Below are 21,085 nucleotides of genomic sequence, written 5' to 3'. Positions count from 1 at the left end.
TTGTTATCTCCTTTTAGTTTGTGATTGATTCGTTTTGGGCAGTGGCGACCACTGATGTTTCATCAATGGCTTCAAGAATCGCTTTCACCACAAGATTGAATTCAGCTTGGGCAATTTTGGCCGATTCAGTCGTGGCGTTATAAATAGTCTGCCCTTTGTTGAATTGGTTAGGGTATATCGAGCGGAAAATCAAAGGTGCTTCCAACGGCTTCTGGTGTTCACCAAACGCATCACCGAATGCCCTAATATCTGCATCAATCTGGTTCTTACGGTCGATTTCCTTCAAGGCTTTACGTTCTGCATTTCGGGCAAGTCTTGCTGCAGTCGTAGATGTATCCGTCAAGGTGAGGTTAGCGCTGACCTCTTTGGAATTTGCCTTGATGCGTGCTGGATCGAAAGCCAGCAGAGAGCGTACCTTTGTGGTGAATTTTCCACCTAGGCTCACAGCGTCGTATTTCAAATCCTCAATGATTCCCGACACGGTAACGGCAGTCACTGCGTTCTGCGTGTCGCCCTTGTAAGGTGTAATCACCAAGTCACTAAAGCTGATGAGCCTTTTAATTTCCTTGATTGGGTTGTTTTTCGAGTCGAGAACCTTGGCTGGAACATCTACAATAATAAAGTCAAAGTGAGCGTAGTCACGTTTGATTACATCAAATTGTGCGTCCAGCTCATAAAGGCTGCGGGCAATAACGATAGGACGGTTTTCAAGTGCGAATTCATCGTACTCAAGTTGATCCAGCAAGGACTGGTTTATAGCTCTACCTTTATTTTTAAGCAATTCCACCTTGGCTTTGTTTTTGATAATGCGTTTTTCCGTTACTTCTTTGTTCTGTTCGATATGCATTTGAATTGCTGGTACGCCATCAGTGTCGATAATCAGCGTGCGATAACCCTGAAGCGCCAAGGAGTGGCTGAGATTTGAAATGGTCGTGGTTTTAGTAATGCTTTTATGACTGATTAAGGCCAAGATTTTAGCTGGTTGGTTCATGATTAAAGTCCTTTAGTTTTTGGTTGTTTTTAAAACAATAACATTTGAAAAAAGAAAACAAGCCGTTAGTGCGAAATATTTCATAAATAGTTATGAAATACTTATGAGATGCTTCATAAGTGTTTATGAAGTGCTTAATAACGTGGTGGATCATGAATTAATTTTTAGCTTCAGTAAAATGATTGATCGCTGGTTTTTAGACTGAAGGGATATAAAAATCTTTCATTTACTGATTTGCGGATATCAAAACCAAAAAAAACAGGAATCTCTTCCTGTTTATTTTCTAAGATCACATTTTATTTTCTTAGTAAATCCTTTCTGGCGGAATTTCTTTATACGGTTCATTTGTGGATTCCTCCACAAAGCATTCCTCCGTAAGCATTCCTTGCTCGTAAAGATCTATCAGCTCTACGTCTCCATCGATTAGATCTTCAAAAGCTTGTTTTCTGGTTTTCTCGAAATTATTCATATTTTCAATGTCCTCTTTTTTTGTTGTATGGGTGTGGCAGTCTCTACCTGGATGTCGTGGCTGCTGATGGTCGGCGGCTTCACCTGTGGCGTGGAATCCACTTCAGAGCGAGATAGGCGCTGTTTGATGAAGTCACAGACGGGTAGGGTGGGGTCGAGTTCGTACTTTGCTTTAAGGTCATTCTCAAGCTTGTAGATGATCTCGTTCGCTGTGCGGTCTGCATCTGCTGCGGCTTTGAAAACCTGATCAGGCTTGTCTCTCAAGCCCTTTAATGCCCAACCCACATCGTAGGTCTGGTGGTTCTTGAAAAAGGCATCGTCTAACTGGTCGCGCATGCCATCGGTGATGTTGAAGTTCAGGTGCTTAATCACGGCTTGAGCTGACAGATTAGCTACCAACTCTTCATAGGCCCTGTGTTCATCACTCAGAGCATATTTTGCGAGGCTTTCACGGTTCTTGCGACTGGGTACTCCGTATGAGTGACTGACCTCATGCAATAGAGTGGATAGCTCGTGTAGGTCGCTCTTGAAGTAGCTAGACGGGGCAAGGTAGATGGTGTCTTCACCTGGGGAGAAGTAATTGCTGTGTTCCGCCCCTGCGTGCCTTTTGAGCGGTGTGGGCATCGTATCCATAACTGACTGAAGCACGGTCTTTACTTCTGACGGGGTAGGGATCTTGGCGCGTTGCGCCATCTGCGCTTTTATCTTGTTTGGTAGCTCACCCGTGAACTGCTGCAGGTTGAACACCGGGGATAGCTTTGAACCACGTCTATAGATGGCCTTGCCTTCCGCATTGGGCTCCTGGTCATCATTACATGCAGAACCTGGCTTTTGGCCGTCTTTTACAAAGCCAATCTGCATGCCGAAGTGGTGAACAACGAAGTCTCCCTTCTCGCCCTTGTTTGACAGGCCAGCGTCGTAGCCCTGTTTCGCTGTGAGGTAGTAGGGCAGTTCAAAGCCTTTCTCTTTGCCTAGCATAGACAGGAGCATTGAGTTTTCGAGGTTGTAGATTGTTCCTGACACGGGATTCAGGTATCGGATCTTGAAGCATGGTGAATTCCACACCGGCACGTCTGGATTTTCAGACTTGAGCATCGCGTGAATGCTATCGACCTTATCCGCAAGGAATCCCTCGAGCTTCTCTTTGCTGTTGTCGATGTACTCCTTTTTTTCTTTGTATGATTTTCGTTTAGGTAACGCCATGTAATTTTTAGTTGTTATATGACTGATTTTACCATTAAATTTTTAGAAGTCATTCGCTACGCGAAATAAAGGCAGGTGCACTGTGTTGAGAAGAAATGTGAGTCACCGCAGGGAAAAAAATTTAAGTTATATCTGCCGGAGTTTTGTAGGCTCAAAATATATCTTTAGGATTGATCTTGATTGAACTTCAAGACTGGAGCTATGGTTTTGCCTCAAACAAACATCGAATGATTAAAATGAAAAGGATTTTGTCTGCTGTAGCTCTCTCCCTGTGTAGCTTCTGCTAGCCATGCTGATGACCGTTTCACCTTTGAGAAGTACCCAGCTTCTGCGGTTTCCAACAAGGCTATTGCAAAGTTAATTGGTCGAGTAACAAAGCTCCACAAGGGCAGTTGCGTATCAAAGAGTCAATTGAAGGTGCTGTAGGTCAAAAGCCTGGCTTTACTGGGCACTTTTTTGTGGCTACCATACGGATATGGTACGGGACGTCAAGCAATGGCATTAGCCGAGGTGCACAAAGGGAAGCTTCAAAAGGCAATTTAAAGATTTCAAGAGAAGGTGATAATTAATACTGATAGTTTTTCTACGGCCAGGACTGTTGCTTTGTATAAGAAGCTATTCAGGGCCAAGTATTGAGTTTGAATGCATCAGATTCGAAATTTTTAAACGATGACAGAAGAAATGAAAATCTCATTGATATGACATATACTGTCTGCTGGGAAATAAGTGATTTACCTCCAAGAGACGTAGATATCGGGTGATGGCTAAAAAACCAAACTAGGAACTCGTATCACAAATTCAATGGTGAATGAGAAATAAGCACCTAGTCTTATAAGGCAGATATATCACTCGTAATTTCTGTTTGATGTTCTAGGAATTACTCTCGTTTAGAAAATCGTTATTTATTTTCAAAAAAATTAATTCTGCTAGCTTTTCCTCTTCTTTTCTTTAATTCAACAAGAGCTAAATCACCAATCAGTTTGCAATATTGCAGAGCGGCGGGAAAATTTTTAACAATCCACAGCATAGGTACATAGACATGATTGGCGTAGATTAAAAAAGGCGTTCTATCTGCAAGTGTACAGGTCGAGACTTTTTTTTCGCTGCCTCCAAGTGCAGCCGCTACATACACTTTACCGTCTTTAGCTAAGTAAATAGCTCGCTTCCAACTAGGAAAAAGTTTGATATCATTGCCATTAACAATTAACCAAGTCATATACACCCCTCAAAAGGTTAGTATATTACCGTCAGCAAGTAAAATCATTAGGACAATTCTTAAAGTGATGTTGTATAGCTGCTACGCTTTGAATGTAACGAGGAAAAAAATAACGCGATAGCGTAGCGACACTGTTAAATCATCCAAAAAGATTTGTATGAACACAAAAAGAAATTAAAGCTTGATCATTAACAAAACCTAGTTTTTTCATAGCTGATATCTTCTGGTGACTCACAGTTTTGACACTGCGATTAGTTCTAAGTGCTATCGAACTGATATTTAAGCCTGAAACGAAAAGACGTAAAACCTCATACTCCCTAATCGTGAGCTTTTCGATTAGCTCATTGCGTGAACTATTTTCGGCATGCATAGTTTGAGTTGTAGAGTTGTTAGCCCTACTAGGGCTTGATAAGATCTCATTAAGTGTTTCTGTAATTTGTTCATAAAAGTTCGTCTTGATAAGGACTCTGGTTACGCCTATATCAATCAATTTCTCGATAATGACGCTATTGGTGATCATTGTAAGAACCACTACTTTCGTATTAGTATAATTGCGGAGTATGTAGTCGATCATTTTTAAACCGTCACCGTGAACAGGATCACCGGGCATATTGAAATCAGTAATTAAAAGTTCGGGCTTATACTCATCCAGAAGAGACATCGTATGGCTTGGGCAATTTGCTTCACCTACCAATAGAAGATCTTTGTTTTTTTGTATAATCTCTTTTAGACCGAGTAAAATAATTGGATGATCGTCAGCAATTACGACTCTAACTTTATCAATCATGATCTATGCCTTGTTAAAAATTGAAAATAATAGTAAGAATGTATTATAGCGCCGGATATATAAGTTTATCTTTTTAAAAGCTGCAGATCTTTATCCAATTCAAGTAAGAATTCCTTGACTTCCTTATCTAAACTAGAGTTGAGATGTTCGGTTTTTAGTCGATTTTCATAAGCCAGAAATTGCTCAGCGATATTCTTTTCACCTATCGCCGCGTAAGCGCCACAGATTTTGTGCAGCTGTATAATAAGTGCGTCTTGGCGATTATTATTGAGCGCATCCAGCGCTTGATTAATGTCTTGTGTAGTAGTTACATAAAACAAAACTTTCATTTCATTTGAAAGATTTGCAATTGTTAGACTGCTGGAATCCTGGGGTGCTAACGTTGATGGATAAAGCACCTTATCGAACAAAAGTTCACTAATGGAATGTTTAAGATTTTCAATTGATATTGGTTTCACAATGCAAGCGTTCATGCCCGACTCTATGCATAGTTGCTTTTCTTCAAGCATAGCATTAGCCGTTACGCCTATTATGGGTACTTGAGCTCCATGCGCTCTTAACTCTCTTGTCAGTGCATATCCATTTAGATTCGGCATATTAACATCAGTGATAACTAAGTCGAATTTATCTTGATGCCATGCATTCAAAGCATCTTTACCATCTATAGCAGAAGTTACTTGTAAACCCAAAATTTTAAGTTGTGTTTCAAGGATCGAACGATTGATATCGTTGTCTTCAGCTATGAGCACTTTATAACTTTCATTAGTGAAACAATTGATTGATGGTTTTGAATGAATATTTTGTTCAGGAAGTGAAATATCCAATATTTTCAAGGGTAATTTAAGGAAAAAACTACTGCCTACACCGACATCACTCAAGACTCTTAAATTGCCTCCCAGAAGCTGACTTAATTTAGCACAAATTGCAAGCCCAAGACCCGCTCCACCTAGTTTGCCCCCGCCGTTAGCTTGGTAAAAAGGTTGAAACAAAAATAGTTGTTGATCTTTGGGTATACCTACTCCTGTATCTGTAACCTGCCAGCATATAGTAGACATCTCCTTACATTGGTTTACCACATTGATGTGTAGGTTGACGCGACCCTCTTCAGTAAATTTTATGGCGTTATTTAACAGATTTAACAATATTTGTTTAATACGAATATCGTCACCAAGTACACATTTTGGGAGCCTAGGATCCAGAGTCAAATCTAGAGAAATATTCTTCAGATCTGCAGAGGCTTTTAGTGAGCTGACAACTTCCTCCGCAAGCAACGTTGGTGAAAATGGAGAAACCTCTATTACGAATTGACCTGATTCGATTTTAGAAACATCCAAAACATCACTTATTATACTCGATAAAGCGCTCGACGAATTTTGTATTAATTTCAAGTATTCTTTTTGTCTTGTACCTAAGTCCGTTAAGCTGAGCAGTTCTAAATTACCGAGTACCCCGTACAGTGGAGTACGAATTTCATGGCTCATAGTAGCTAAAAATAAAGTTTTGGCATTACTAGCTTGATCAGCAGAATTTTTGGCTTTAGCAAGCTCTGTATTGTCATGTCTATGCTGGGTAATGTCGATAAATGCGCACAAGATAACTTGTTCACCACGGTATCTCGTGGGAACGAAGAATACTTGAAGATACATTTGTTTTACTTTAATACAAAGTTCAGTAGACTCTGGTTGATCATAGATTAAATCAAGAAGTTCAGTGGTTCCGCCCCATGTTCTCGCACTTTGATTTTCTAACAATATAGTTCGATCCGCGCGCCTTACAATAGAAAGTCCGGTAGGAGCGCTATCGATTACATCAGTAATAAATTTTTGACTTTCTAAAAGTTTTGAGTGCGCCGTTTCTGCGGGTTGAACAATATTTTTATTATACCAATTGTTTATCATTAATATGAGAACGGTGCTAATCAAGGCAATAAAAATAATGCCGATCAAGGGGATTTGCAGCATTTGGAGAAAACTTATGAAACCAATAGAATATATGCCTTTCCAACTGTTCTGCGAGTCACTGGATACCGTAAAATGAAATCCGGCGGAGTCAATAGTAAGTCCATCTGCAGTCAACGAAGTTGGTAATTTTGGACCAAATATTGTTGCTCCCGTGGGTGAAATCAATGTAAATTGATCATAAAACAATCTTTCATTTTTACTTGTTAAATAGTTTGATTCTTTGATATTGAAACTAGTTGATAAAATTGTAAACTGCTTAAGCGGGTCAGTAATATTGCCATTTTTCATATTTACTAGAATCAGACCAAACAGTGTATTTTGATCGTCCTTACCAATTGTTGACCACCAAACACGAGAATCATTAATTGACAGGCGCTCGCTGAGCATTCGGTGTCTAAGTGTATTAATAAAATCGAGATATTTATCTTGCTCAAGTGGAGAGCCAATTTTTGTATAGTCAGTAGCTGGTATTGCAATTGAAAAATCCGGATCCTGGGAAACAAGAATCAATTGTGGTGCTCTTGAGTCGGAGCTTGACCAAAAATTAGCATAATAAGCTGCGATACGGACGGTGAATTTAACACTTGAATCAAACCGACTTTGATCAATGATTTCGCTAGTAGCTAAAGTGAATGGGATCGAAACATTGAGTCCGCTACCTCTAAAAAGCCTTTTCCGATCTAAATGTTGAACTTCATGAATTATTACCGACTGCGACCCTCCTGGTACATATAAATCATCAGTCGGCAGCCGATATTGATTACTAATATCAAGTAAAAAGTTTTCATTCTCTTGTAATGAATTGATAACTTCTGAAAAGTGTATATTTAATTTGTTCTTTTCTTCATTTACGAGTCGTTCACTTGTTTTAAAGAGAAGAATAAGACAAGTAACAACCAAAAAACCAAGGACAAGCAGATTTCTATTTTGCCTTACAGAACTAATTGCTAAAGCCCCGAGGGGGTGTGGGTCGTGATCCATGACTAAGCTCCAACATTTAGTTAAAAATTTTGACAGTAGAAAATAATGACATCCAGCTGTGAGATAGGTTCAGTTAATTGATAGAGTTTAAGAGCGCCTCGAACTGCCATTCTGTTACTGCTCCAGAATAGTAGTACCCTTGAGCCTCATCACACCCCATTTTCCGAAGATACATAAGTTCATTAATAGTTTCAACTCCTTCAGCAATGACCTTCAAACCTAACATATGACCTAATCGAACTATGCTAGCTAAAACGTTTTTTTGATTGTGACTCGTCAAGCAATTATGAGTGAAGGATCTGTCAATTTTCAATTCCGTGAATGGCGTTTTTGATAGATTGGCGTAAGAGCTATATCCTGTACCAAAATCATCTTGTGCTAAACCGAATCCTTTCATTCTCAAATGCCAAGCCGATGCATAGTAATTGCTTAAGCATTTGGGCGGGCTCGATTCAATCAGCTCAAAGGTAATCCTTTTAGGATCCGAACCATGATTGGTAACAAATTTTTCTAAGTCATCAGCAATTCCGTCTATTTCCAATAGCGGTATAGGGAGGTTAATCGAAATATTAATAGAGTATCCGCTAACCAGCCAATTGGCTTGAGCCTGCAATGCTCTACCGAGCATAAAATAAAGCAATTCTTTATCAAGTTGGTGCTTTTCAAAACTTTTGATAAATGAGCCAGGTAGTAAAAGGCCGTATTTAGGATGAACCCAGCGTACCAAAGCCTCTGCACCTACAATTCTTGATGAATTAATATTTACTTTTGGTTGAAACCAAGCCTGGATTTCACCATCTGCTAACGCAGATGAAAGGTCAGCATAAGTTGGATCTTGGAATCGTACGGGGTTATTCATTTGACCAAATTGAGAAGTATGAGCGTTTTTAATTTTTGATGTAATTTCTTGTAGATGTCTGTTTTGAACTGGCTTTGAGATCAAATCAATAACAGTAAAACCGTTGGTTTTAGCAACCAACCCTGCACACTCAAGCATACCTACTGGCAAAGAGCTCATTAATACTAGGTTAGGCTTATGATTATTTTTACTCATGAGTTGTAAAAGTTTTACCCCGTCAAACTCTGGGAGCATCAAGTCTAAAAAAACTAGTTGATAATTATTATTACTTAAAAGCTCTAAAGCTTTGCTGCCACAATAAGCCGAATCTATCTCAAAATTGCCTAGGCGACGCATATTTTCTCGTAGAAAACCGTTTAGAAACACCTGATCTTCAATGATTAAAATTTTCAATTGTTTAAGCTCCACTATTCCAAGAATTCCCTTGGCACAAATCCATCATTTGCAAAAGCAATAAAACTTAAAATGGTGGATGATAAAAATGAAATGGATGTGTGTTTAGATCCTAATATGATATTGGATAATCAGTTTGAATCATATGAGAAAGTTCTTATTCTTGGGGGGGGAGGGGCTCAGTTTGAATAATCAGGTCATTTGATTTTAAGATTCTTCTTAAGTCTTTTCTGGTTTTTTTCAGATACAATAGATGTGATCGATATGTAGATTAGATTAGCAATGGGGTTGTTATGCTAATTCAATTGTCTTAAGGAGGTATGATGATGTTTGCTCCTAAAGTTTCGCGTGAATGGTTCTTGCAGCAATGTGTCTTTATTGTCGTAGCAATATTGATCTTGGCTGTGCTCTTCAATGCTTTTATCCAAGAGGCACATGCTGATTTAGCGTTCAATAATAAGACAAGATACGTTTTAAAGAGCGCTCGAATGCCCATAGTCATCCAAAACATTTCACTTGAGGAAACACTTGTACAGATCTCCTTAGAGCGCCCAGGTTTTAGCAATAGTGAAACCCCAATCGCCCTTAACAATCCACTTATTAAAATTGGTGCACATACGTCGAAAACGGTCGAAGTAATCTACAAAGGTGCTGGTTTACCCGAAGATAGGGAAAGCTTGTTTATATTGAGTGTTAGGGAAATACCACACAAAATTAGATCTGATAATCTTGTACATTTATCACTCAATCATAAATTCAAATTATTTTATAGGCCTTTATTGATATCACCTTCTGAAAGAAAAACACCTATAGTGTGGGCTAAAGACTCGAGTAATAATAAGCTAATTCTTAATAATAAAAGCCCGTATTATGTGACTATTAGTCAGCTTAAAGGCGCGGGGCTAGGATTAAACTGTAACCTATCAATTGATCACATTATGGTTGCGCCCTTTACACAAGAAAAAGTTAGTGCTGGATGTGAAATACACTCAATGAATTATAGTCAAGTAACAGATGAAGGTAATCTCAGACCTTTTAAAGTGGATTTTACGGAATCCGAAAATTTGCCATATGCAATGTGAGTATTATGAATAAGGTTATCTTTATAATTGTCACCTTTATATTTTTAGGTTCAACTCACTGTTACGCAACTAAGTGTGAGAGTGTTAGTGGACCAAATGCTGAAACCGTTAGCGTAACCCAAAATGTAGCTGTTTTGCAGTCGTTGGCTAAAGGCACAAAACTTTGGATAGGTGACGAGTTTAATCTTACAATGGCTTGCTGGCAGAATGGTGTGGCAAAGTCACCTGAAAACGTACATCTTTACCTTAATCCCGCTGACAAAGCTAACAACATGCTTGGCGACGATATTGAGGTGGGATTGACAGTTAATGGCCGTGATCTAATTTGTAGTGATACTGGTTCAAGCAATTGCAAAGTGGATATGGGTGTGGAACTGGGTACCTGTAACAGTTGGTTTGGATGTAAAAATGCTACAAAAAAAGAGTTCAGCGTCAAGTTACGTCCATTTGTATCCAAGAAAAGCGAACCAAAAGGAAATAAAGAGGGGGCATTGACTACTGTAAGCTCTTATCAATTGCTAACATTTGATGGGGTAGGCGGGGTGTATGCACCAGCTAATAGCTACAAGTTTTATATAAATAATTTGAATAATTTCAGGTACGTTTCCTGTGGTTCAACTTTATCCATATCTCCGCAAAGTATAAACTTTGGGGAGGTTTCAGGTAAGCCTACAAAAGGTGAAGTAATTAAAGAGGTCCAGTTTTCTGTAAGCTCTACTAAGCAATGCAGTAGTGTTTATGCAATCGGCTCAATGCTTTCACCACTCAATGGTATTGTCGAAGATAATATCCTTATTCCTTCTAATAATGACGCCGTAGGAATTAAAATACTATCAAACGACACTCGAGCCATCATTCCTTATAATTCTGAATTTCTGTTGATGGAAGCTACTGGAGATCTACATTCTACTAAGCGTTTCATAGCTCAATTATTGTGGAATAAAAGTAGTTATCATACTGGACCGTTCAACGCTGGGGCTTCGATAGATATATATTATAGATAAATCGACAAAATTCTAATTGATACAGCCTTCCTATTCAGATTTATCGACTCAATGCTGGATCGATACGCATTTATTTAAATATCAATAGTTGTAATATCTAAATACCGGCAAGGTCGAGGTGCATTTTAAAAAATGTAGTTTTTTGATTCAATGCCGGTTTCTTTGGGCTTAAAGAATTTTGCTTTATGAATTTTAACGTGCAGGTAGTTTTCATGCTATCTAGTTTCTTGTTATGTATTCAATATCTTTATAATTATTCCAGTTAAGTATATCTGAAAAATAAGAATCGTCTCATATACGTTTTTTTTATTGTTTTATACAATAAGTGCTCTTTACAACAACGTGAGTCTCTTGAATGTCTTTTACTAAAAAAATGACCGTCTTAGCAATCGCCGCTGGCTTTAGCAGCCTCGTTTCTGCAGCAGATGGCGTAATCAACTTTACTGGTAGTATTACCGCTGCTTCGTGCTCTGTTACTGCGGGCGCCGGGACAACCGTAGGTGGCCAGGGTGGATCGCAAACAATTAGTGTGGCGATGGGTGCTGTAAGTACTGATTCCCTCGGCGACAGCAGTGCTGCGAACATCGTGGGTGCTAAAACCGTAAATCTTAACCTCGATTGCGGCGGCACTGCTAATGGCCTTAGTAGCGTGAAATTGCAATTCGACCCCGCTAGCGGTTCAGGTATCGATACAAATAATAATGCTCTTCTTAAAACTACTGGCAACGCTACAGGTGTAGGTATTGGCCTATACAATAGTTCTAATGAGCTAATTAATCTTTCTGGTAACGGCAATGTAGTAGGTCAACTCGTCCCTACTGGTACAAATCCGAATATCACTTATTCTGCAAATTTGAATTTGCGTGCTGCATACGTGGCTAATGGGCAGACTCTCGGCGCAGGTACTGCAAACGGTACTTTGCCGTTCACTCTTATTTACGAGTAATCGGAATAGGGGGGGGGGCTTAGCTTCCCCCTTTTGAGGATAAATTTTGAAATCTAAACTCATTATCAAATTGTTCTTGCTCTTTTCACTTTGTAATTTCCTTGAGACAGCAAGTGCAGGTATTACACTGGACAGAACTCGCTTAATTTATAACGGTTCGGATAAAGAGACGTCCTTTCTAGTTTCGAATAAAAATGATCAAGATGTAATGTTACAATCATGGGTTGAAGGAACTCGAACAGCGCCAGAATTTACAGTGCCTTTTATCGTAACTCCAACACTTGTAAAAGTAGGACCAGAACGACAACAAAAGTTACGTCTTTTTTACAAAGGATCTGGGCTTCCTGCTAATCAGGAAACCGTTTTGTGGATGGTGGTGCAAGAAATACCCCAGAAGATAAAAACAGATGGTTCGTTGGTGATGGCCGTTCGCCAAAAAATAAAACTATTTTACAGACCCGAAACACTGACAGGAACTCAATCAGCTGCTGCCAATGATCTCAAGTTTGTCGTTAAAACCACTCAAAACAGAAAAACATTAACACTATCTAATCCGTCTCCATACCATGTAACGATTGCTCAAAAGAAAATAGATCTGCATTCAATAGAAAGTAAACAAACTGTTTTTCTAGATGATGGGATGCTATCACCTTTTGAGACTCGAGAAATTGAGCTAGAAAGAAACGTTTCCCTTAACGCGGATAACTTTTTGGTTGAATTTGACAGTGTCAATGATTTTGGTGGTCTCGACAAAATTAAGATTACGGTCAAAAAGTAAATTTAGATCTTAATTAGGTAATCCGCTTACCGCAATTATAAACTTGTTTATGTATCAGCTTTTTGCTGAGGATGTTGTATGACTTTTTTTATAAAAATATTGTGTACTTGCTTTCAACTAAGCATCTGCTTGATGATTGCGATGTGCGCAGACATCTCTCTTGCGGAAGAAATCGAGTTTGACGAAACATTTCTTAATTCGGGTGCGGGTACTGGTGATTTAAAAACATTTCAGGGCATCAATTACGTCCGCCCTGGAGTCTATGATCTTGATATTTATTTGAACGATAGCTTAGTAAAGAGAGAGCCAATAACCTTTTTCGTTGATCCTGATGGTGACACTGTGCCTATGATTAACGTCAAGTTATTGGAGCGCCTTGGTGTTGATGTTGATAAGGCGCGTAAAGACCATGCCATACCAACAATTGTAGAAGATAATGAATCTGACAATTTGGTCCCTAAATTAGTTGGCAGTTCAGTAGAATTTGCAGCTGATAAATTAGAACTTAAGATAAGTATCCCACAAATTTATTTGAAAATAAAAAATCGTGGTAGCGTCGATCCATCTCTGTGGGATAATGGAATATCAGCAGCTTTCAGTGACTATCAGACAAACTTTTATAGATCTAAAAATTATGGTGAACAAAGTGATTACTATAATATTAATTTGAGAAATGGATTTAACATTGCTGGATGGAGGTTTAGGAATGAATCCGCCTATACTCAAGGTTCCAAAGTGGAGCGAGAATTCAAAAGTAATCGCTCATATCTTGAAAAGGATATCAATGCGCTAAAAAGTAAACTTTCTATTGGTGAACTTTTTGCTGGTGGCGATATCTTTGAATCATACCGCTTTAAAGGTATACAGTTAGGCTCTGAATTAGGAATGCTAAGCGATTCCGAAAATGGATACGCTCCTGTGGTGCGAGGCATTGCCGAATCTAATGCAGTCGTCGAAGTAAAGCAGAATGGATTTATAATTTACTCTGCGTCGGTGCCGCCTGGTCCATTTGAATTCAGAGATATTAATCCTAGTGGATCAAATGGCGATATTTTAATCAGAATTCTAGAATCAGATGGACGTATAAAAGAATACACGCAGTCTTTTGCTTACCAGCCAGTTATGACTAGAAAAGGAAATTTTCGTTATAGCCTTACATTTGGTGAGTACAGTTCCACCGATCTTCCGTCTCCATCTTTTGCACAAGGCACTGCTGTGTACGGTGCTCTTGACAACATCACCGGCTTTGGAGGATTTATTACATCACCCCGATATTCGAGTCTAAATACAGGCGTGGGATTGAATTCTCCCTATGGTGGTATATCGTTTGATGTGACAACCAGTGAGTCAAAAAATTATAATGGCGCTTCTGATCATGGCTATAGTTCACGTGTCTTATATTCGAAGACACTAAACGCTACACGTACTACTTTTACAATGGCCGGTTATCGGTATTCCACAGAGGGCTATCGTACATTCAATCAGCACGTTAGCGATCAACAGCAGCGTGAAAGATTCTCGCAGTCCATTATTTATAGAAACCCTCAAAAAAGCCGGTTCAACTTACGGGTAAATCAAACGCTATCCCAAAATAAATCAGTCTATATTTCTTTGGAAGAGACGGCCTATTGGCGATACAAAAAACCGAGCAAAAACTGGCAGCTTGGTTTTAATGGAAGCACGCAAAAGTTTAGCTACGGTATTGCAGTTGCAAGGACGCAGGGGCCGAATAGTTACAGCAGTGGCGATTCCCAGGTTACATTAAGTATCAGTGTTCCATTAGGCAGTGGCAGTAATACACATAATTTGTCCAGTTCAGTAGTTAGCTCAAAAGAAAATGGTGCAGCCTATCAATCTTCTATTTCTGGTTTTGTAGATTCAAATCAGAAATACGGATATACGGCGAGTGTTGGTAATAATAAATCAAGTGGCACATCCACAGGCGCTACACTTAACGCTGATACTTCAGTTGTGAAGATCCAAGGAGGATTTAATCAAGGGAGTAATAGCGAACAAATGAATATAGGTGCTTCAGGATCTGTGGTCGCTCATAGCAACGGCGTGACATTCGGACAGCCTGTTGGTGACACATTTGGTCTAATTGAAGTTCCAAATGTAGAAGGTGTGGGGGTATCCGGCTGGACAGGTATTAAAACCAACCGAAAAGGATTTGCTGTTGTACCGTATATGCAGGCTTATAGATACAACTGGATGAACCTCGATACGGAATCAATAGGTACTGATACTGAAATTAATGAAAATTCCAAAGTTGTAGTGCCAACCCGTGGTTCAATCGTGAAGGTTGCCTATAGTTCAACGACTGGGCGAAGAATTCAATTCTCAATTCTTAACGATAGCGGAAAACACATACCGCTAGGAGCTCAAGTACTTGACCAGAACTCTAAACCAGTTGGACTCGTAGATAATCAGTCAAAGGCTTTGATTTTTGGTATACCTGATCAAGGCAAACTAAAAGTTATTTGGGAAGGTGGTGAGTGCAGTCTGCCCTACGTTTTGCCTGAAAAAGATCCGAAACTCACCTATCAAGATGTAAAAGGAACTTGTTCGATGTAACACCTCGAGTATAGACCGCTCTCTTTAGAGCGGTTTTTTTAAAGCTTGAGTAGAAGCGCATGGTAAATTACAAAGACTATTAAAGGTTTTGCGTAATGAATTAGAAAAACTACAACATGCTCTATAATAATTATCTATGCTTAACTAAAATATTGTGATTTGCCTGTATTTGGTTGTTAGAAAGCCCGATAAAGATTAAAATTACGGAATTTTTTTAATCTTTGATTTGCTTATTTTTCTTTTGGACTATGAGCTTGTGGTGAGTTTTTTACAGGGAGTTGAAAATGGATTCGCAATATAGTGAAACACCGTCTTGGGTAACGCCTCGTTTTTTTATAGTTTACACACCATTGTGTCTCAATAAAAACATAGATGGCTTTAGTTTGGGAAATATCATGCTTATGCATATGGTTTCCGTCAGGCATAAGGATGTGTTTCTCGTGCGCGAGATAAGTGAACTCTGTACTCTAATTGATAAGGGCGATTCATTCGCATCCCTTCAGCTTTGGCGACTCGCACAAGGACTATATTACTCAGGAGGGTTGAAACCTGAGTTCTTAATTTTCCTAAAAAAGAATTTAAGTATTTTGTCGCCTTATTGGTGTAACCTATAGTTTTAATTTTTAAAATTGCTTAGCAATAAAAGGCCTTTAATACTGGAACTTTTTTATTTTATCATCTAATACCATTGCGTTCATACGATTGTTGGAATATCAATAATAAGTTTTAGGTCTCACTATGTTTTATTGAAATATAAATGGCGTAGCTTGTTAGTTGAAAGCTACCGAGCAACTATTTGTGAATTGATTTGCACTAAGATATAAATAAAATATTTCTTGGGGCGGTAGTATTTAGATAGTGATCCAGCCCGGTATTGAATATTTAAAATTTGTGAAAGTTCTGTTTATTAGCAGCATCTTTAAGTCTTCCTTATTACTGACATTGCATCCGCATCCATAGCGCTAGATGCGAGCTTTTTGATGGAAGGCTTAAAAAAAAACACGCCATGCCACAGTCCCCATATGGTAGATTTCACTGCGTGTCGCAATACATTTAATGATTAACGACACGAAGCGATTTGGTAATAGCGCCATCGTGTTTTGATGGAGAGTGTTCCATCAGAGCATTGATGTTTAATTAGAACTTATTATAGCTGACATTTAAAGAAATCTGAGATAGTTATTATTTGAACCAGACAGTATCCTTGATTCCTCACTGACCGAAACAACCGCTCCTCACTATCAATTTGTCTAAATTTTTTCTGTAACCGACTAAGGCACATCTCTAGGCCAGTGTAGTTTTCATAATTTTTGCCTAACGACTTTGCTAAATCTTCCTTACTAACAATACGAGTTGATTTAAGTAACAATGTTGTTATTAATTTTAATTCGCTGCGAGTTAAGTGTATTACGTGATTCCCGTTCTTTAGGTTAGAATCATTGTGATTAAGGAACAATGATGAAGTTTTAGGTTGATTTTTTTTTCATTATAAAGCACCAATATAATTTAAATGGTTGCATGGAGTATCTTAGGATTTAGCATACAATGATATATGGTAGCCAAGATAGAAAGGTATTATTCATATTAAATGCTATTATTAAAATGAAATGGAGAATGAAGCTGACTAACTTTTAAGAGCATTCATAATTGTCCGTCCAAAGCTAGCTGATGATAGTAACCCTAACAGAGCTCTTCTAAGCTCTTGTAAGTCTTCACATGAATGGTCATTTTCCTCGAAACTAAGTACACATGGGAAGCCATTTGAGGTATGTTGGAAGGTTGCTACTTCGGCATAAGTCTCGATTCCGAATTTATGGCATAGGTGTAATGTAAAAATCATGTTTGAATTGTGGTTTAAACCGTTTATTCTAAAATCCACACATTGATTATTACCTTCTTTAATTACTACCTTGAAATTATTAGAATGCTTTTGGAGGTCTGAATTTAATTCTTCAAAGATTTGTTTTATGCTTTCAATGTTTTTGATCTCCAGCATCGCCTTATTGATTCCGATATTAATGGACTCTAAAAATGTCATGTTAGGTTTCATTCTGTCTCCAGTAATTAGATAGTCGATTTGAAATATATGATAATTCCCTACTCGGCTGAATTTGTAACTCCATTTGGTCTAATAGCTAAGTTTCCTAGTGTTTAAGATGGCAGTACATAAGAAAAATCTTAAATCTCGTTTTTCTATTTCTCCGCCGCACCGCATTTCAAACTGCCCAACCGCTTGATAGATCAGCGCCAATTTAGAGCTTGATCGGGCGCGCCTAATTAAAAGAATGTTTTTAAAACTGAATAGCTAAATAAATCGCACCTAATAACCATATTTACAGTACTTACGATTTATGAAAGCGCCTAGTATTTAAAATCCTATTCGTTAGACTTAATCGAAACTTAGTTGAGTGCGCAGCTCGATTTTCGAATCTCTGCATTAACTTTAAGAAACTTATTTTTATGTACAGAACGATATTATTTTATGGGGCTATCAAAAAATTCAGTTAATTAAATGCGGTCTCTTTCGCAATTATTTTTGTGAGCGACGAAGTTATATCTTTCATATAACATGAAATTATTGTCGAATTGTTTAATGTTTTAAACTTGAAGGCGTAATTCAATTTCGATAAAGATAAAAAATACTAAGTTTAGTAAATGCACACTTTACTGGTGCTTTCTATTGCCAATCGCTAGACACCTTTGAAAGTTTTTCTCTTCTATGTCAGCAGTCTAACCTCAATCAACTGCAACTACTCCCCGTAATTTGATATTGCTTTGAATCCAACCAAGCTAGTTTTAATAAAGCGCTAACCAAATAGTCGATCACATTTTAACAATCCTAATCATCGTTTATATCCCCATGCGGGAAAGCTGATCTTATTTTCGAAACCCCATGATGATCAACAACGTAACGTTAGTATGTGTTCACATTATGAGCATCTGGACTCAAAATATACATTGTAATCAGATCGAAAAACCACCATGAACAAGATTTTTAAGATTTTTCTTATTGTGTTTGGTGCAATCTATATCGATTATATAGGGAAAGGAACGGAGCTACGAGGGATTGGGAAATGCTAGTTATTAGTCGACGCTCCAAAGAGCGAATTCGGATTGGCGAAGCTATCACAATAAAACTGATTAAAGTCGACGAAAACTCAGTTTTATTTGGTATTACCGCACCTTCACATGTGAAAATTTATAATAAACCCTCAACAAAATCTTCATTCAATAAAAATATAAGCGTTGATGGCGATATTTGATTACTTTTAATGATTTATTAAAAGCTTACAAAGGTGCATGAATTTTAGGGATCATTATCTGAACTCTAAACTTTTGTTTGTATCTGTAAATCACATTAAGGTTAAATCAATGCCGTTAATACTTTCTCTCAATGCACATTACTAATTTTGGCGAACTCTATGCGCCTAGTTGACAGTTGCTAGGAGTCAAAGATTATCCATTGATCATTAAAGGCGCGTAATTTTCATTTGCGACGGCCAATCGTTATAAATTAATTAAGGATTTGATAAATGAGAAATAACGTTGAGCATTTACTAAATAGGTTTAAAGGAGATGGACCATACTTATACATAGATAACGCGAAATTGATTGACGCAGCATCTGGAACTTTTAATTTACCACTTGGTTACACAAACGAGAGGATTACAAATAAATTGAGCGCCCAGCTTGCTAGAGGTGCACACCTAAGCTCAGCTTATACATTAGAGATGGCTCAATCGATTCTAGGACGCCTCTTACCATATGCGCCTGCCGGATTTACGAATATCTGGCTGAGAGATGTAACAGGATCTGGTGCTGTTGAATGTGCGATTCGAATGGCTCAAAAAGCTACGGGTCGTTCCGGTGTCATGTCTTTATACATGTCACACCATGGACAATCATTAGCGACTGCACAAATATCGGGTAACGCATTTCGCATTAAAGATTTCCATGTCGAAATAACAGGTTCTGTAAAAATCCCCGTCCCGCCTAGTGTCCTTGCAAATCAAATTGGTGATAGAGACCTTCATGAATTTGCGGATTTGGACGCTCTATTCGAATTTGGATTAACTCAAAATATTGCGTGCGTCATCGTCGAACCTGTATTAGGTAACGGTGGTAATATCGTTATCCCCAAGGCGTTCTACTCCCACCTAAATAAATTTTGCCGTCGCAATAATATCGTAATTGTAGCAGATGAAGTACAAACTGGTTTTGGTCGAACCGGAACATTTTTTGCTTCAACTGGTTATGCTAGAGATCTAGATCCGGACATTATTGTATTTGCTAAAGGAGCTGGTGGTATCGGTATTCCAACTGGTGGAGTACTGATGAGAAAGGAGTTAGATGTCCTAGAATCCTTTGAGCACTCTAGTACTTCAGGTGCAAATCCATTGTCTCTGATCGCAATGAACGAGACGATTAGCATAATTGAGGATGAAGATCTTCTTGGAAGGGTCACCGAAAATCAAGATTTTATTCTCAATGGGCTTATAGATATTCAGAGCAGGCATTCGTCGGTAAGCGGAGTTAGAGGCTTGGGCTATATGTTTGGGTTTGATACACCTTCACCGGAATTTGCCAAACAATTTATTGATCTTGCACATAAGAATGGTTTAATCATACGCGGTTCTAGATATGGCAAAAGTAGCGCGCTTAAAGTACGCCCACCGCTGATTTGCACACGACTGCATATTGATGAAATTCTCCAGAAAATTGATCTTACTCTAAATCAAATTTCCGCCCAATAAATTATTTAACAGAGGTTAATATGAAATCTTTAAAATTTAATTCTAATTGGTCTGTAAGTATTACTGAAACGCCTGAGTTAAATTGCATTGAGCCCGACGACGTAGTAATAGATGTCGGTGTATGTGGGATTTGTGGTACTGACGTAGGGATTATAAGCGGTGATTATTCGGTTGCTGTTGAGGGCGTAACATTAGGTCACGAGACTTCAGGTATTGTATCTAAAATTGGTAGTGACGTAACTCTGTTTAAGCCCGGTGATAGGGTAGTAGTTAATCCAACATACTTTTGTGGAGTTTGTCGGATGTGTAAAATTGGAAACCCAAATCATTGTGAAGCAAAAGCGGGAACAGAAGCAGGAGTTTCTTATGACGGTGCCTTCGCCACTCAGTATCGTTCTAAGCAGAAATTCCTTCTAAAACTACACGACAGCGTCTCATTACAGGCAGCATCTTTAACAGAGCCACTTAGCTGCACTATCACCGGTGTTGATAAGCTCGGAATAACAAGCACTGATCTCCGAGCTTGCGTTGTTGGCGCAGGCCCCATGGGGATGTTGTATCTTTGGGTACTTTATAATAAAGGTGTAAATGCGTTTCTAGTCGAAAACAATCCATTCCGCAAGACCTTCGCCAGGGACATCTTACCTCCTCATTGTAAAATGTATACCACTATCGACGACGCCATCGATGCGGAATACGGTGCTGATAATACTCAACTTGATCTTGTTGTTGATACAACAGGACAACTAACAGAGCAAGTTTTTAATTTGCTAGCACCAGGTGGGAAATTACTGAATGTTGCATTGAAAGAATCTAGAGCTTCTATCGATGTTCAGCGTATTGCCGACAAAAGTCTTACCATCGTCGGATCTATTGACTCTCTCAATAACAGCTTTGAGCGGGCGTACACTATGATCGAAAAGGGCCTTGTACCTGCGCAAGCGCTGGTAAGCCATGAATTAGATTTCGATGATTATGTAAATGCATTCAAATTGGTTGGGTGCGATCTTCAAAATTCTAGAATGGCGCCGGTGCAAGTACCTTGCTGTAAGGTTTTGCTTCGAATCGCTGATTTTAAATAAAGAGTT

16 protein-coding genes are annotated in these 21,085 nt (G+C 38.6%); 8 read left to right on the top strand and 8 right to left on the bottom strand.

Going from position 1 to position 21,085, the window contains the following annotated elements; translation table 11 throughout:
- Positions 1-13: 13 nt before the first annotated feature.
- The 6 genes from J5M57_RS04145 to J5M57_RS04120 all read right to left on the bottom strand — a co-directional run bounded on the left by J5M57_RS04145 (position 14) and on the right by J5M57_RS04120 (position 8,859).
- Positions 14-991, bottom strand: coding sequence for an AAA family ATPase (locus tag J5M57_RS04145; protein WP_160049620.1), 978 nt, complete (start codon positions 989-991; stop codon positions 14-16).
- A 465-nt stretch (positions 992-1,456) separates the two neighbouring features.
- On the bottom strand, positions 1,457-2,662 hold the full coding sequence (locus tag J5M57_RS04140) for a zincin-like metallopeptidase domain-containing protein (RefSeq protein ID WP_207847583.1): 1,206 nt from the start codon (positions 2,660-2,662) through the stop codon (positions 1,457-1,459).
- 898 nt (positions 2,663-3,560) lie between these two features.
- A complete protein-coding gene (locus J5M57_RS04135; protein WP_207847580.1) occupies positions 3,561-3,878 on the bottom strand; it encodes a hypothetical protein in 318 nt (105 codons plus the stop codon).
- 139 nt (positions 3,879-4,017) lie between these two features.
- Positions 4,018-4,665, bottom strand: coding sequence for a response regulator transcription factor (locus J5M57_RS04130; protein ID WP_207847578.1), 648 nt, complete (start codon positions 4,663-4,665; stop codon positions 4,018-4,020).
- A gap of 65 nt (positions 4,666-4,730) precedes the next feature.
- Positions 4,731-7,607 (bottom strand): response regulator, encoded by a 2,877-nt coding sequence (locus J5M57_RS04125; RefSeq protein WP_207847576.1) that lies wholly within the window; start codon positions 7,605-7,607, stop codon positions 4,731-4,733.
- Positions 7,608-7,680: 73 nt separating this feature from the next.
- A complete protein-coding gene (locus J5M57_RS04120; RefSeq protein ID WP_207847566.1) occupies positions 7,681-8,859 on the bottom strand; it encodes an EAL domain-containing response regulator in 1,179 nt (392 codons plus the stop codon).
- Positions 8,860-9,185: 326 nt separating this feature from the next.
- Between J5M57_RS04120 and J5M57_RS04115 the strand changes: the two genes are divergently transcribed.
- The 5 genes from J5M57_RS04115 to J5M57_RS04095 all read left to right on the top strand — a co-directional run bounded on the left by J5M57_RS04115 (position 9,186) and on the right by J5M57_RS04095 (position 15,243).
- Positions 9,186-9,941 carry a molecular chaperone gene (locus tag J5M57_RS04115; protein ID WP_207847564.1) on the top strand — a complete coding sequence of 252 codons (756 nt, stop codon included), beginning with the start codon at positions 9,186-9,188 and terminating at the stop codon, positions 9,939-9,941.
- A 5-nt stretch (positions 9,942-9,946) separates the two neighbouring features.
- The gene (locus J5M57_RS04110) at positions 9,947-10,945 is read left to right on the top strand and encodes a fimbrial protein (protein ID WP_207847562.1); all 999 of its coding nucleotides are present in this window, start codon (positions 9,947-9,949) and stop codon (positions 10,943-10,945) included.
- A gap of 355 nt (positions 10,946-11,300) precedes the next feature.
- Positions 11,301-11,891, top strand: a complete 591-nt coding sequence (locus J5M57_RS04105; protein ID WP_207847559.1) for a fimbrial protein — start codon at positions 11,301-11,303, stop codon at positions 11,889-11,891.
- A 46-nt stretch (positions 11,892-11,937) separates the two neighbouring features.
- Complete coding sequence (locus J5M57_RS04100; protein WP_207847556.1) at positions 11,938-12,669, top strand: molecular chaperone; 732 nt, start codon at positions 11,938-11,940, stop codon at positions 12,667-12,669.
- A gap of 78 nt (positions 12,670-12,747) precedes the next feature.
- The gene (locus J5M57_RS04095) at positions 12,748-15,243 is read left to right on the top strand and encodes a fimbria/pilus outer membrane usher protein (protein WP_243435058.1); all 2,496 of its coding nucleotides are present in this window, start codon (positions 12,748-12,750) and stop codon (positions 15,241-15,243) included.
- A 1,147-nt stretch (positions 15,244-16,390) separates the two neighbouring features.
- Here the strand turns inward: J5M57_RS04095 and J5M57_RS04090 are convergent.
- Together J5M57_RS04090 and J5M57_RS04085 are read right to left on the bottom strand one after the other, a co-directional pair.
- Complete coding sequence (locus tag J5M57_RS04090; RefSeq protein WP_207847552.1) at positions 16,391-16,699, bottom strand: winged helix-turn-helix domain-containing protein; 309 nt, start codon at positions 16,697-16,699, stop codon at positions 16,391-16,393.
- A 168-nt stretch (positions 16,700-16,867) separates the two neighbouring features.
- Entirely contained in the window at positions 16,868-17,293 is a 426-nt protein-coding gene (locus J5M57_RS04085) for a hypothetical protein (protein WP_207847549.1), read from the bottom strand.
- A 1,024-nt stretch (positions 17,294-18,317) separates the two neighbouring features.
- On the opposite strand from J5M57_RS04085, the gene J5M57_RS04080 reads away from it, so the two are divergent.
- The 3 genes from J5M57_RS04080 (at position 18,318) to J5M57_RS04070 (ending at position 21,079) form a co-directional block, all read left to right on the top strand.
- On the top strand, positions 18,318-18,506 hold the full coding sequence (locus J5M57_RS04080) for a carbon storage regulator (protein WP_207847547.1): 189 nt from the start codon (positions 18,318-18,320) through the stop codon (positions 18,504-18,506).
- 270 nt (positions 18,507-18,776) lie between these two features.
- The gene (locus tag J5M57_RS04075) at positions 18,777-19,997 is read left to right on the top strand and encodes an aspartate aminotransferase family protein (protein ID WP_207847545.1); all 1,221 of its coding nucleotides are present in this window, start codon (positions 18,777-18,779) and stop codon (positions 19,995-19,997) included.
- A 20-nt stretch (positions 19,998-20,017) separates the two neighbouring features.
- Positions 20,018-21,079, top strand: a complete 1,062-nt coding sequence (locus tag J5M57_RS04070; RefSeq protein ID WP_207847543.1) for an alcohol dehydrogenase catalytic domain-containing protein — start codon at positions 20,018-20,020, stop codon at positions 21,077-21,079.
- Positions 21,080-21,085: the final 6 nt, after the last annotated feature.

Origin of the sequence: Pseudomonas sp. 86_A (genome assembly GCF_017491705.1) — a bacterium.
GTDB lineage: Bacteria > Pseudomonadota > Gammaproteobacteria > Pseudomonadales > Pseudomonadaceae > Aquipseudomonas > Aquipseudomonas koreensis.
This window is presented reverse-complemented; position numbering and strand designations above follow the sequence as displayed.

Coding starts and splice junctions, on each gene's coding strand:
- J5M57_RS04085 (WP_207847549.1), bottom strand. CDS start 17,293: ATGAAACCTAACATGACATTTTTAGAGTCCATTAATATCGGAATCAAT.
- J5M57_RS04080 (WP_207847547.1), top strand. CDS start 18,318: ATGCTAGTTATTAGTCGACGCTCCAAAGAGCGAATTCGGATTGGCGAA.
- J5M57_RS04105 (WP_207847559.1), top strand. CDS start 11,301: ATGTCTTTTACTAAAAAAATGACCGTCTTAGCAATCGCCGCTGGCTTT.
- J5M57_RS04130 (WP_207847578.1), bottom strand. CDS start 4,665: ATGATTGATAAAGTTAGAGTCGTAATTGCTGACGATCATCCAATTATT.
- J5M57_RS04110 (WP_207847562.1), top strand. CDS start 9,947: ATGAATAAGGTTATCTTTATAATTGTCACCTTTATATTTTTAGGTTCA.
- J5M57_RS04125 (WP_207847576.1), bottom strand. CDS start 7,607: ATGGATCACGACCCACACCCCCTCGGGGCTTTAGCAATTAGTTCTGTA.
- J5M57_RS04070 (WP_207847543.1), top strand. CDS start 20,018: ATGAAATCTTTAAAATTTAATTCTAATTGGTCTGTAAGTATTACTGAA.
- J5M57_RS04140 (WP_207847583.1), bottom strand. CDS start 2,662: ATGGCGTTACCTAAACGAAAATCATACAAAGAAAAAAAGGAGTACATC.
- J5M57_RS04115 (WP_207847564.1), top strand. CDS start 9,186: ATGTTTGCTCCTAAAGTTTCGCGTGAATGGTTCTTGCAGCAATGTGTC.
- J5M57_RS04145 (WP_160049620.1), bottom strand. CDS start 991: ATGAACCAACCAGCTAAAATCTTGGCCTTAATCAGTCATAAAAGCATT.
- J5M57_RS04075 (WP_207847545.1), top strand. CDS start 18,777: ATGAGAAATAACGTTGAGCATTTACTAAATAGGTTTAAAGGAGATGGA.
- J5M57_RS04135 (WP_207847580.1), bottom strand. CDS start 3,878: ATGACTTGGTTAATTGTTAATGGCAATGATATCAAACTTTTTCCTAGT.
- J5M57_RS04095 (WP_243435058.1), top strand. CDS start 12,748: ATGACTTTTTTTATAAAAATATTGTGTACTTGCTTTCAACTAAGCATC.